Annotated in this window: 10 protein-coding genes and 1 pseudogene; 7 read left to right on the top strand and 4 right to left on the bottom strand. The window is 34.6% G+C overall.

Features of this window, described 5'->3' with window-relative positions:
* Positions 1–5 precede the first annotated feature (5 nt).
* Complete coding sequence (locus P8625_RS01080; RefSeq protein WP_279651659.1) at positions 6–554, top strand: peptidoglycan-binding protein LysM; 549 nt, start codon at positions 6–8, stop codon at positions 552–554.
* Between the two features lie 338 nt (positions 555–892).
* Here P8625_RS01080 and P8625_RS01075 read toward each other — a convergent pair whose 3' ends face one another.
* The 3 genes from P8625_RS01075 to dnaA are packed head-to-tail and all read right to left on the bottom strand — an operon-like array spanning position 893 to position 3,517.
* Complete coding sequence (locus P8625_RS01075; RefSeq protein ID WP_279652983.1) at positions 893–1,597, bottom strand: SAM-dependent methyltransferase; 705 nt, start codon at positions 1,595–1,597, stop codon at positions 893–895.
* On the bottom strand, positions 1,597–2,055 hold the full coding sequence (locus tag P8625_RS01070; RefSeq protein ID WP_279651658.1) for a low molecular weight protein-tyrosine-phosphatase: 459 nt from the start codon (positions 2,053–2,055) through the stop codon (positions 1,597–1,599). Before P8625_RS01070 ends, P8625_RS01075 begins: the two co-directional genes overlap by 1 nt.
* Before the next feature lie 37 nt (positions 2,056–2,092).
* Positions 2,093–3,517 carry a chromosomal replication initiator protein DnaA gene (dnaA, locus tag P8625_RS01065; RefSeq protein WP_279651657.1) on the bottom strand — a complete coding sequence of 475 codons (1,425 nt, stop codon included), beginning with the start codon at positions 3,515–3,517 and terminating at the stop codon, positions 2,093–2,095.
* 172 nt (positions 3,518–3,689) lie between these two features.
* Between dnaA and P8625_RS01060 the strand changes: the two genes are divergently transcribed.
* From P8625_RS01060 to secA, 4 genes are all read left to right on the top strand, one after another.
* Positions 3,690–4,109 (top strand): acyl-CoA thioesterase, encoded by a 420-nt coding sequence (locus tag P8625_RS01060; RefSeq protein WP_279651656.1) that lies wholly within the window; start codon positions 3,690–3,692, stop codon positions 4,107–4,109.
* Between the two features lie 7 nt (positions 4,110–4,116).
* Positions 4,117–4,689: a cob(I)yrinic acid a,c-diamide adenosyltransferase gene (locus P8625_RS01055; protein ID WP_279651655.1), complete on the top strand. Its 573-nt coding sequence runs from the start codon at positions 4,117–4,119 to the stop codon at positions 4,687–4,689.
* 101 nt (positions 4,690–4,790) lie between these two features.
* Positions 4,791–5,012 (top strand): DUF2795 domain-containing protein, encoded by a 222-nt coding sequence (locus tag P8625_RS01050; protein WP_047789198.1) that lies wholly within the window; start codon positions 4,791–4,793, stop codon positions 5,010–5,012.
* A gap of 129 nt (positions 5,013–5,141) precedes the next feature.
* Positions 5,142–8,492 carry a preprotein translocase subunit SecA gene (gene secA, locus P8625_RS01045; RefSeq protein WP_279651654.1) on the top strand — a complete coding sequence of 1,117 codons (3,351 nt, stop codon included), beginning with the start codon at positions 5,142–5,144 and terminating at the stop codon, positions 8,490–8,492.
* Positions 8,493–8,992: 500 nt separating this feature from the next.
* On the opposite strand, the gene P8625_RS01040 is transcribed toward secA, so the two are convergent.
* Positions 8,993–9,658 (bottom strand): uracil-DNA glycosylase, encoded by a 666-nt coding sequence (locus tag P8625_RS01040; protein WP_279651653.1) that lies wholly within the window; start codon positions 9,656–9,658, stop codon positions 8,993–8,995.
* Between the two features lie 213 nt (positions 9,659–9,871).
* On the opposite strand from P8625_RS01040, the gene P8625_RS01035 reads away from it, so the two are divergent.
* Positions 9,872–12,079, top strand: coding sequence for an endonuclease MutS2 (locus P8625_RS01035; protein WP_279651652.1), 2,208 nt, complete (start codon positions 9,872–9,874; stop codon positions 12,077–12,079).
* A 41-nt stretch (positions 12,080–12,120) separates the two neighbouring features.
* Positions 12,121–13,205, top strand: a pseudogene (locus P8625_RS01030) (tyrosine-type recombinase/integrase).
* Positions 13,206–13,314: the final 109 nt, after the last annotated feature.

The following is a 13,314-nucleotide window of genomic DNA, read 5'->3' as shown; positions in this document are numbered from 1 at the left end:
TATTATTGTCAAGTTTTACAAAGACGACAGCTAAGAAAGAAAAGAAGAACATTACAACTCCTACACCTATTCACAAGGTAGACAAGGTGAACATTCCTTTTTTAATCAAAGATTTTGTAGGCTTTAAAGAAGCCTTGGCTTTTAAAGAATCTCAAGGTAGATATAGAGTAGTGAACTCCCTTGGGTACTTAGGAAAATACCAATTCGGAAAAGAAACTTTAAAAAGGTTTAGAATTTACAATACCTCTTACTTTCTTAAAAACCCTGAGTTACAAGAACGCACATTTGTTGCTTACTGTAAGTTGAACAAATGGATTTTAAGAAAAGATATTAAAAGAAGTGTGGGTAAGACCATTAATGGTATTAAAATAACTGAATCGGGTATTTTGGCAGCGGCTCACTTAAGTGGAGCTGGAAACGTGAAAAAGTTTTTACGTTCTAACGGAGCTACTCGTTTCAACGATGCCTATGGAACTTCAATACAATCGTACCTAAAAAAGTTTGCGGGCTATGATGTTTCTACTATTGAAGCAACTAAAAAACCAACAGTTTAAAATTTTTTAATTGGATATTAAAGAACGCTATTTTACTAATCATAAAATAGCGTTCTTTTTTGTGTGGAAAGCTCGTTTTTTAAAAGTACATTTTAAATTATACGATTTATGGTTTATCATTTCGCATTTTAGCCTATTGTTTTTTTCGAGATAACTTTTAAAAATTTTCCCAAGCGGCAATAGTGATGTAAATTGTATTATGCACTTAAGCTTTAAAATTGCGTACTTAAAAACATGTAGTTACTAAAAACAACAATTCCTAATTCCTAATTCCTAATTCCTAATTCCTAATTCCTAATTCCTAATTCCTAATTCCTAATTCCTAATTTAAAATAATATCATTTATGAATGATAAAAATTGTTGGTCGCTTGTGTAAATCTGGCTTTGCTTGTTTCCATTCTTGTACCGTTCGTGTTCTTATATATTCTGTAGGAAGGGTAATATCACACGCTACACAAACTCTTGTTTCTGGTGATAATGTTGCTCGTAAATCATCTAACATCTTTTCATTTCTGTAAGGTGTCTCAATAAAAATTTGCGACTGATCTTTTTCTTTAGAGCGTTTTTCTAATTCTTTAATAGCTCTCTTTCTATCAGACTTATCAATGGGTAAATATCCATTAAACGCAAAGCTCTGTCCGTTCATTCCAGAGGCCATCATTGCCAACAAGATAGAAGAAGGGCCGACTAATGGAACTACTTGAATGTTTTTTTGATGTGCTAACTTTACGATAGTAGCTCCCGGATCTGCTACCGCAGGAACTCCAGCTTCAGACAACAATCCTATCGATATTCCTTTATCGCAAATATCTAAGTAGTTTTTAGTTTCTAAATCATCAGAATACTTATCGAGTAACATTAACTGTAATGAGGGTTGCGATTTGGTAGGCGTTATTCTTTTGATAAATCTTCGAGCAGATTTTTCATTCTCAACAATAAAATAATCTAACTGTTCTACTACTTTTTTTACCGATAATGGCATTACCTCTAATGGTTCGGTATTTCCTAAAGTTGTAGGAATTAAATACAATTTTCCTTTCATCATTTCTGCATTAATTTTGAAGCGATAATTTCACACGACTGATCTAACATTTGGTACACTCTATCAAAACCATCATCTCCTCCATAATATGGATCTGGAACACTTCGATTTTCATTAGGGTATAGTTCATTCAAAATCATTTTTACTTTTTGATGCTGAGCGCTATTTTTACACATCGCTACCACATCAGTATAATTATGCTGATCCATCACAAAAATCATATCAAACTTTTTGAAATCTGCTTTTGTAAATTTTCTTGAACGTTGATTCGTGATATCTATCCCATGTTTCTTGGCAACTTCGATAGAACGTGCATCAGGTAATTGTCCTACATGATATCCTGCTGTTCCTGCTGAATCGACTGTAAATTCTTTTGACGGAAGTTTTGATTGCAAAATACCTTCGGCAAGCGGAGAACGGCAAATATTGCCTAAACAAACCATTAAAATTTTTTTCATATTCATAAAAAAACCCCACATAGTGAGGTTTACTTGTTTATAAGGTTAACTTTTTTGTTAAATCTTCTACATATTTCTTAAACTGCTTATCTGTCTCAGTCAAATTATCTACTGTTTTACAAGCATGCAATACCGTAGCATGATCTCTTTTACCAATTTGGCTTCCAATACTTGCTAATGATGATTTAGTCATGCGCTTCGCAAAATACATAGCTAATTGACGGGCCTGTACTATGTGTCGTTTACGTGTTTTCGACTGTAATGTAGCCACATCCATATCAAAATACTTTGATACTACTTTTTGAATATAATCTATAGATAATTCTTTCTTGGTGTTTTTAACAAACTTATCTACAATCTGTTTTGCCAATTCGATGGTAAACTCTTTTCTGTTAAAAGAAGCTTGCGCTATCATTGAAATGATTACTCCTTCTAACTCGCGAACGTTCGACTTAATATTTTTAGCGATGTATTCAACAATTTCCTCTGGCATTTCAACACCGTCTCTATACAATTTATTTTGTAAGATAGAAACCCTAGTCTCATAATCTGGTGCTTGTAATTCAGCCGACAAGCCCCATTTAAAACGAGACAACAAACGTTGTTCAATATCTTGCATATCAACAGGTGCTTTATCTGAAGTTAAAATAACCTGTTTCCCATTTTGATGCAAATGGTTAAAAATATGAAAGAATACATCTTGTGTACCTGCTTTACCTGATAAAAACTGTACATCATCAATAATCAATACATCAATCATTTGATAGAAATGAATAAAATCATTTCTTGTATTCGATTTCACCGAGTCTATGAACTGTTGTGTGAATTTTTCAGAAGAAATATACAACACCGTCTTATCTGGATATTTATCTTTTATCTCAACACCTATAGCATGTGCTAAATGCGTCTTTCCAAGCCCTACACCACCATAAATTAACAAGGGATTGAATGAAGTACCACCGGGTTTATTTGCGACAGCCATACCTGCAGAACGAGCTAATCGATTGGAGTCTCCTTCTACAAAATTTACAAAATTATAATTTGGATTTAACTGAGATTCTATTTTAACTTTCTGTAATCCAGGAATCACAAAAGGGTTTTTAAGTTCTCGTTTAGATTCTAACGGAACGGTTACCTTTTGGGGTTTTAAAGGGTTACGGTTAGAGCTAGGTATTTTTACAGTTTGTGGACTATTGCTGCTGTACGTATTCTCCATACGTACATCGTAAATTAATTTAGCATCTTTTCCTAACTGACGAACTAAAGCGACTCTTAACAGTTTTATATAATGCTCTTCTAACCACTCGTAAAAAAATTTACTTGGCACCTGAACTGTCAAAGCTTCCCCTGTCAATTTAATTGGCTTTATAGGTTCGAACCAAGTCTTGTATGCCTGTGGTTTGATATTGTCTTTGATAAAAGACAAACATTCCATCCAAACTGAATCGGCTGTTTTAGTCATATTGATAAAAAACAATTTTAATTGTTAATTTTTATTTAGATTAAGGGGACTCCAAACACAATTGTATGGGTGAACAAAAGTGTGAATAAATTTTAGTATAAAAAAATGAAATCGCTATTGACTTTTATTTTTTTTTACGTAACGTTAAAATTAATTAAAAACAAAAAATCTTTTGCAAAAACATTACACATCCATACGTGTTAGGTATGCTGAAACAGATCAAATGGGAGTAGTGTATCACGGTAACTACGCACAGTTTTTTGAGATTGGTCGCACAGAATGGCTACGCTCTCTAGGGGCTACTTACAAATATATGGAAAAAACAGGAATCATGTTACCCGTTATTTCGTTATCGTGCAATTTTAAAAAATCTGCTTTGTACGACGATGAATTAACCATAACGACCATTTTAAAAAAAATACCTTCAGTAAAAATTGAATTTGACTATGAAATTACCAATCAAAACAACGAACTAATTTGCACAGGAAATTCTGTGCTAGCTTTTATAAACAGTCAAACCAAAAAACCAACACGATGTCCTGATTATATTTTAGGTAAATTAGCTCCCTTAAAAGATCAAACAAACAAGTAAACACAACATGAAAATATATACTAAAACTGGTGATAACGGTACCACTGCGCTTTTTGGAGGTACCCGAGTACCTAAACACCATTTAAGAATAGAAAGCTATGGAACGGTAGATGAACTCAATTCTTATATTGGACTTATTCGAGATCAACATATTGCCAATTCTTACAAAGAAAGATTAACGAATATTCAAAGTGATTTATTTACGCTAGGCGCCATGTTAGCCACTCCACCAGAAAAAGAAACATTAAAAAGCGGAAAAGAACGCTTAAACATTCCTAAAATTAACGAGAAATCAATTCAGTTTTTAGAAGATGAAATCGACCTTATGAACAACGACTTACCTCCAATGACACATTTCGTGCTTCCTGGCGGTCATCAAACTGTGTCATTTTGTCACGTAGCGCGTTGTGTATGCCGTAGAGCAGAACGATTGGTAGTGGCTTTAAACGAAGAAGAAACGATTAGTGATACTGTTCTAAAGTATTTAAACAGACTTTCTGACTACCTTTTTGTGTTGGCACGAAAGTTGACCCAAGACTTGCAAGCTGAGGAAATCAAATGGATTCCGGAAAAGCTTTAACTAAGTTCTTTAATTATTGAATTCACATTTTTGAAAAAAAACTTGACTTTTTACAAAAAAAAATTATTTTTGCGAAAAATCTTACTTAAACAGATATAGAAATGTATTGGACACTTGAATTAGCATCGTATTTAGCAGATGCGCCCTGGCCAGCCACCAAAGACGAATTAATTGATTATGCTATTCGTACTGGAGCACCCTTAGAAGTGGTAGAAAACTTACAAGATATCGAAGATGAAGGTGAGGCATACGATTCTATTATAGAAATATGGCCAGATTATCCTACAGAAGAAGATTATCTTTGGAATGAAGATGAATACTAAAAAAAATAAAATTTATAAAAAGTCTCTTATACAGAGGCTTTTTTTTTGCTTACTTTTGAGCACCCAATAAAAAACAAAAAAACGGTTAATTAAAAACAACTTAATTAACTACAAAACAATATTTTACAAATGAGCGTTTTAAATTCGATTATAAAACTATTTGTTGGCGACAAACAACAAAAAGACCTAAAATCACTACAACCGATCGTCGAAAAGGTACGATCTTTTGAAAATTCACTAAGCAATTTGTCAAACGATGAATTACGGGCAAAAACAGTTGAATTTAAATCGAAAATTAAAGATGCCATACAATCGTTTAACGATAAGATAGCTGAACTTGAAGAAGAAGCTAAAAACACAGACATCGATCGTCAAGAAGAAATTTATGCTGAAATCGATCGATTAAAAGACGAGGCTTACGAAGCATCGGAAGCTGTGTTATTAGATATTATGCCTGAAGCTTTTGCCGTGGTAAAAGAAACAGCAAAACGTTTTACCAACAGTACCGAATTAGAGGTAACTGCCACTCCTTATGATAGAGAATTATCAGCTATTAGAGAACATATAACTTTAGAAGACGATAAAGCTTTTTGGGCTAATTCTTGGGATGCCACAGGTAAAGAAGTTATTTGGGATATGATTCACTACGACGTTCAGTTAATCGGTGGATCGGTATTGCACCAAGGTAAAATTGCCGAAATGATGACTGGTGAGGGTAAAACATTAGTTTCTACCCTACCTGTATACTTAAACGCTTTAACGGGTAACGGTGTACACGTAGTTACTGTAAACGACTACCTAGCAAAACGTGACCGCGCTTGGATGGCTCCTATTTTTGAATTCCACGGATTGAGTACAGACTGTATTGATTTTCATCAGCCAAATTCCGAAGCACGTAGAGCAGCTTATAATGCCGATATTACCTACGGAACCAACAATGAATTTGGTTTCGATTACTTGCGTGATAACATGGCAAACTCTAAAAAAGACTTGGTACAACGAGCACCCAACTACGCTATTATCGATGAGGTCGATTCTGTGTTGATTGATGATGCTCGTACTCCGTTAATTATTTCAGGACCCGTGCCACAAGGTGATCGACATGAATTTAACGAATTAAAACCTTTGGTAGCTGATTTGGTTACTCTTCAAAATAAGTATTTGGTAGGAGTCTTAGCAGAAGCCAAACGTTTAATTAAAGAAGGAGACACCAAAGAAGGTGGTTTCTTATTGTTACGAGTGTATAGAGGTCTTCCTAAGAACAAAGCCTTAATAAAATTCTTATCTCAAGAAGGTGTGAAGCAAATTCTTCAAAAGACTGAAAACTTCTACATGCAAGACAACAATAAGCTGATGCCTGAAGTAGATGCTGAGCTATGGTTTACTATTGAAGAAAAAAACAATCAAATCGACTTAACCGACAAAGGTATTGCTCACCTTTCTGAAATAACTAAAAACGATACGTTCTTTGTACTTCCAGATATCAGTGTAAAAGTAGGTCAAATAGACAATAGCGAGGCTACTCCTGAAGAAAAAGCAAATCAAAAAGAAGAATTGTATCGTGAATTTAGTGTGAAAAGTGAACGCATTCACACCATGAATCAACTTTTAAAAGCCTATACTGTTTTTGAAAAAGATGTAGAGTACGTGGTGATGGATAACAAAGTAATGATTGTTGATGAGCAAACAGGTCGTATTATGGACGGTCGTCGTTACTCTGACGGATTACACCAAGCCATCGAAGCAAAAGAAAATGTAAAGATTGAAGATGCTACCCAAACCTTTGCAACCGTTACCTTACAAAATTACTTTAGAATGTACCGCAAATTAGCGGGTATGACGGGTACGGCAATTACAGAAGCAGGCGAGTTCTGGGAAATCTATAAATTAGATGTGGTTGAAATTCCAACCAACAAACCAATTCAAAGAGACGATAAGCAAGATTTAGTATACAAAACTACGCGTGAAAAATACAACGCAGTAATTGAAGATATTGTAAAATTAGTAGAAGCAGGAAGACCTGTATTGGTAGGTACAACTTCGGTTGAAATCTCTGAATTATTAGGAAGAATGTTACAAATACGTAAAATTCCTCACAATATCTTAAACGCAAAACTACACAAAAAAGAAGCAGATGTTGTTGCTGAAGCAGGTAAACCAGGTGTAGTAACGATTGCAACCAACATGGCAGGTCGTGGTACCGATATTAAACTATCGAACGAAGTAAAAGCAGCAGGAGGTTTGGCAATTATTGGTACAGAGCGTCATGATTCTCGTCGTGTAGACCGCCAGTTGCGTGGTCGTGCTGGTCGTCAGGGAGATGTTGGTTCTTCTCAATTCTACGTAGCTTTAGACGATAACTTAATGCGCTTATTCGGTTCGGAAAGAATTGCAAAGATGATGGATAGAATGGGATTAAAAGAAGGCGAAGTAATTCAGCATTCGATGATTTCTAAATCTATTGAAAGAGCACAAAAGAAAGTAGAAGAAAACAACTTTGGTATTCGTAAACGTTTATTAGAGTACGATGATATTATGAACGCACAACGTGAGTTTGTGTACAAACGTCGTCGTCATGCACTCGACGGAAAACGTTTGCAAATTGATATTGCAAACATGATTTACGATACCTGCGATTCAATTGTACGACAAAATAAAGAAGCCAACGATTTTCAAAATTTTGAATTTGAATTGATTCGTTTTTCTTCTATGACCTCTCCTTTTTCCGAAGAAGAATTCAACAAAGCAACAGAGCAAGAATTAATCGATAAGCTATACACGATTGTAACCGAGAATTATAAAAACGATGCGGAAAGAAATGCAAGCAATGCTTTTCCTGTTATTAAAAATGTGTATGAAAATGAAGGCGATCGTTACGAACGTATCGTTGTTCCTTTTACCGATGGTACTAAAACACTACAAGTAGTTACCAACTTAAAAGAAGCCTACGAAAGCGAAGGAAAATCATTAGTAGACGATTTTGAAAAAAACATCACCTTAGCGATTATTGATGAAAACTGGAAAGATCACTTACGTAAAATGGACGAGTTGAAACAAACCGTTCAAAATGCTACCTACGAGCAAAAAGATCCGTTGTTAATTTATAAGTTTGAAGCTTTTGAATTGTTTCAAGCAACTATAGATAAAATTAACAAAGAAGTGTTGTCGTTCTTGTTTAAAGGACAGTTGCCAAGCCAAGAAGCTTCACAAGTATCAGAAGCTCGTGAACAAAAACGTGAGCAATTAGATTTACGTAAAGACGAAGTACAAAACTCAACGCAAAGGGCTATTAGCAACGCACGTAACCAACAAACACAAGAACAACAAGTGGTAGAAACAATCGTACGCGAACAACCAAAAATTGGTCGTAACGAAAAAGTGACTATCAAGAATGTAATGTCTGGCGAAGAGAAAGAAGTAAAATACAAACAAGCAATTCCTTTATTAGAAAAAGGAACTTGGGTATTATACAATAAATAATCTTTTTTAGAAACTGGATTTTAGATATAAAAAGAGCGCAAATTTTGCGCTCTTTTCTATTTTGTAACTTTCGCTCACCTTCAAAATTGTAATACGTTTTACGAATAATTTTTCCGTCTACTGTCAGTTACCATTGGCGTTATAGATATCAGTTACTTACAACAACATCAGATTCTAGTTCTTTTGCCATTTTTGCTTGTAATAAGATTTTTAGTATGGTCATTGCGAGGAAGGAGGAACGAAGCAATCTGTCTTTGATTACCGTTACCTCTTTTGGGTGTGAGCTATTTTAAGACTTCGAGTTACTCGTATTCATGAGATTACGTCACTCGACTGCGTTTTGTTCGTAATGACGTTTTGTTTCGATGTGATAAAGGCTTTCAATGCGAAATAATAAACCATAAATCGTATCATACTTCGTTCTATCGACATGACACCCTATTGATTTTAGGTAATTCAGTTTTATATGTTACTCCCAACTCACGTTATTACATTTAAAATCACCACTGAATCGTGGTTTCACCAATACTTTGTAAAAAAGAATTCGTTTTAGAAAAATGTTTGTTTCCAAACCAATAACCACGATTGGCACTTAAGGGTGAAGGATGCCCAGAAGTTAAAATATGATGCTTGCTTTTATCAATTAATTTTGCCTTTTGCTTTGCAAAACCACCCCATAATAAAAATACTACATTGTCTTTTTCCAAAGATATTTTCTGAATCACCGCATCGGTAAATTGCTCCCAGCCCTGTTTTTGATGACTCCCTGCCTCGCCTGCTCTAACCGTTAACGTAGCATTTAATAATAGCACTCCTTGCTTTGCCCAACGCGACAAATCGCCACTTTCTGGATACGGAATCCCTATATCTGTTTCAATTTCTTTAAAAATATTGATTAACGAGGGCGGATGTGCCATACCATCGTGCACCGAAAAACAGAGTCCGTTTGCCTGCCCCTGTCCGTGATATGGGTCTTGCCCTATAATTACCACTTTTAAATCATCCAAGGCACAAAAATCAAACGCAGCAAAAATAGCAGAACCCTTGGGATAACAGGTATGCTTTGCATATTCGTTTTTAACAAAACTCGCCAAATTTTCAAAATACGGTTTCTCAAATTCGGGTTGTAAAATATTTTTCCAGCTATCGTTAATTTTTACTTGCATTGTTTGTTATTTTTGTGGTCTCAAAATTTCTGTCAGTCCGAGTGATTTTCTTACAAAGGAAAGAAAATTGTATCGAGAGTTTCGTACTTCTCGATGTAAATTTGTTTGTTCCTCGAAAATTCACACGAAGTGACAAATTAACTATCTAAAGGCATACCTCTAGGAATTAAAACCTTGGCTATCGCCCTGCGATTAAAAAACAAAAATAGAAATTTGAAAGCGAGTATTTCAGAAAAAACACTTCAAGATTTAGAATTTACAACCGTTTTAGAACAGGTTGCAACGCATTGTATTTCTTCTTTAGGAAAAGAAAAAACAATGCAAATTCAGCCTATTTCAAACCAAAAGAACTTGTTTTTTGAACTGCATTTGGTAAACGAATACCTAGCTTCGTTTGAAAACGAAAATCGAATTCCGAATCATTATTTTGAAGATATTTCTGAAGAAATTAAGCGACTTGCTATCGAAAATAGTTTTTTAGAAACAGCTAGTTTCTTAAAAATAGCTACGGTTTCAGAAACCGTAAACGAACAAAAGAAATTCTTAAAAAAATTTCAAACCTACTACCCTAGCCTATTTGCCCTCAGCGATGAGGTAGAGTATACGACAGTAGTTGTAGATAGTATTAAAAAAATTATTACTCCCTATGGCGAAGTTGCCGACAACGCCTCTCCAACCCTAAAACAATTACGGAAAGAAATTGGCTCGGTAAGAGGTAAAATTTCGGAAAGTTTCTCACGTGCCTTAAGCAAAAATATGGCAAGCGGCTATTTAGACGATATTAAGGAAACCGTGATTGACAACCAACGTGTATTGGCAGTGTTGGCAATGCACCGACGTAAGGTAAAAGGAAGTTTACTGGGTTCTTCGAAATCGGGGAATATTGTGTACATCGCCCCACAAGCAACACTTTCTTACAGTAGAGAATTGCAAAATTTACTGTACGAAGAAAAGCAAGAAGTAGTTCGCATATTACGAGCCTTAGCTTCAGAAATAAGACCCTTTACTCCGTTATTAACTGCGTATGTTAGCTTTTTAACGCACCTAGATATGGTGGCTGCCAAAGCAAAGTACGCCAAACGTGTGAACGGCTTACTTCCAAAAATAACAAAAGAAAAAAAGCTGTATTTTAAAGATGCTTACCACCCTATTCTTTGGCAAAAAAATAAGGACAAGCAGATAACCACCGTTTCACAAACCATTAAGTTAAACGAGCAACAACAAATCATTGTGATTTCGGGTCCGAATGCAGGGGGAAAAAGCATTACCTTAAAAACGGTTGGTTTGCTACAGGTAATGTTGCAAAGCGGCTTGTTAATTCCTGTACACGAACGTAGTGAAACCACTCTTTTCGGTACTATTTTAACAGATATTGGCGACAACCAATCCATCGAAAATCAGTTGAGTACGTATAGCTATCGCCTAAAAAACATGCGTTACTTTCTGAGAAAATGTAATGACAATACCTTATTTTTAATTGATGAATTTGGTACAGGTTCTGATCCGGAATTGGGAGGTGCATTAGCTGAAATTTTCTTAGAAGAGTTTTATGAGAAAAAAGCTTTCGGAATTATTACCACGCACTATGCGAATCTTAAAGTGTTAGCGGACGAATTGGAACATGTAACCAATGCCAATATGCAATTTGATGAACGTACCTTAGAACCGCTGTATAAGTTGTATATCGGACAAGCAGGGAGTTCTTTCACCTTTGAGGTTGCTCAAAAAAACGGCATTCCGTATAGCTTAATTAACCGTGCAAAAAAACGTGTGGAAACAGAAAAGGTTCGCTTAGATAAAACCATTTCTAAACTTCAAAAAGAGCGCAATCGTCTGCAAAAAACTTCGGAAAGTCTACAGGAACAAAAATCCAAGGGACAAGCACATATTGAAAATCTGCAGGAAAAGGAATCGAGAATTCGTGAAAAATTAGAAGGGTTTCAAGAATTGTACGACAACAACCAACGCATGCTTTCTTTAGGAAGGAAGGTAAACGAATTGTTAAACAAATACTTTCAAACCAACAATAAAAAAGAATTGTCTACCAACTTTTTTAAATGGGTAACGGCTGAAAAAACGAAGCACTTAAAGAAAAATCCGCCTAGTAAGAAAACCAAAACAGAAAAGAAACAAGAAAAAGTTGCCGCACAAAAGCAACAAGAAGCTATTCAAAAAGTAGAAAAAGAAGTGTTGCAAAAAGTGGTTAAAGTTCGTGAAGAAAAGAAAAAAGAAGCCGAAAAAATAGCCAAAGAAAGGGCAGCTTATGTGTTTAAAGTAAACGACAGAGTCCGTTTAATCGACGGTAATGCCGTGGGTACGATTGATAAAATAGAGAAGAAAAAAGCGTTTATCAATTACGGTCTATTTACTACCGAAGCTAAAATTGAACAATTAGAGTTGGTAGAACGAGCGAAAAAATAAAGTGCTTATACTCAAAATATTTTTCATATCTTTACGAAGCTATGAAAACAATTACACTTACCTTAATTCGACATAAAGCCAAGAAACAAATAGCTTTTGAGTTTCAGTACGATGTTATGATTAAGGAATATGTAAAGAAACTACCAGACATAAACTGGAGTCAAACACATCGTGCTTTTTACCTACCGTACACAAAAGAGAACGTGGGTATTAGCATACAACATTTACAAAAATCTCCTTGGAATTTCCAAAACAATCTGCCTAAAGAAGATTTCTTTTTAATAAGTCTTCCTTCAGAGCAAACAAAAGATATTCAAAAGTTTAAACGTTGGTTACTGCAAAAAAGATTAAGTTATCATACCGTTAACACTTATGTAAGTGTAGTTACTTATTTTACAAAATATTGTCACTCCAAAAATATAATATCGTATACGCATCGTGTTATTGAGCTTTTTAATTACGACTTTATTGTTAAAGAAAACAAATCTATTTCTTATCAGAATCAATGCATCAATGGAATTAAGAAATATTTACAATATAAAAGTATGCATTTAGAAACGCTACACATAATTCGTCCTAAGAAAGAGAGAAAACTCCCAACAGTATTGAGTTTACAAGAAATAAAGTTGATTTTAGATACTATTCAGAACCTCAAACACAGAACGTTGATAGCATTTATTTATTCGGCTGGTTTAAGAATTGGAGAAGCCTTGAGCGTAAAAATAACTGATATAGATAGCAAACGAATGTTAGTTCGTATTGAAAATGCCAAAGGTAAAAAAGACAGATACACCTTGCTATCAAGTTCAGTTTTAACTCTTTTACGAGTGTACTATACAACCTACAAACCAAAAAAATACTTATTCGAAGGACTTAACAACAAAAAGTATTCACCCATGAGTGCTCGTAAAGTATTACAGAAGGCATTAGCTAAATCAAAGATAAAAAAAAGAGTTACTTTACACACGCTACGACATAGTTTTGCAACCCATTATTAGAGGCCGGTACTGATATACGCTATATACAAGAATTGTTAGGACATAAAAGCCCTAAAACAACCATGATTTACACACATGTGTCTAACGATAAATTATCTAATATTAAAAACCCTTATGATGGTTTATAAAAAAACAGTATTTTTATTAAAAATAAAAGCACTAAAAATTCACAAAAAGTATCTTTATACCTCCAAATAGGTTGTATAAGAGTGCTAAAGGTATTTATATAAACAAGTT

The organism is Tenacibaculum tangerinum, assembly GCF_029853675.1.
GTDB classification, from domain to species: Bacteria; Bacteroidota; Bacteroidia; order Flavobacteriales; family Flavobacteriaceae; genus Polaribacter; species Polaribacter tangerinum_A.
The sequence above is the reverse complement of the archived record's forward strand: the minus strand, read 5'-3'. Positions and strand labels throughout refer to the sequence as shown.

Bases quoted from the DNA above. Each gene is read 5' to 3' on its own strand.
- secA (WP_279651654.1), top strand. From the start codon at position 5,142: ATGAGCGTTTTAAATTCGATTATAAAACTATTTGTTGGCGACAAACAA.
- P8625_RS01075 (WP_279652983.1), bottom strand. From the start codon at position 1,597: ATGAAAGGAAAATTGTATTTAATTCCTACAACTTTAGGAAATACCGAA.
- P8625_RS01055 (WP_279651655.1), top strand. From the start codon at position 4,117: ATGAAAATATATACTAAAACTGGTGATAACGGTACCACTGCGCTTTTT.
- P8625_RS01040 (WP_279651653.1), bottom strand. From the start codon at position 9,658: ATGCAAGTAAAAATTAACGATAGCTGGAAAAATATTTTACAACCCGAA.
- P8625_RS01050 (WP_047789198.1), top strand. From the start codon at position 4,791: ATGTATTGGACACTTGAATTAGCATCGTATTTAGCAGATGCGCCCTGG.
- P8625_RS01070 (WP_279651658.1), bottom strand. From the start codon at position 2,055: ATGAAAAAAATTTTAATGGTTTGTTTAGGCAATATTTGCCGTTCTCCG.
- dnaA (WP_279651657.1), bottom strand. From the start codon at position 3,517: ATGACTAAAACAGCCGATTCAGTTTGGATGGAATGTTTGTCTTTTATC.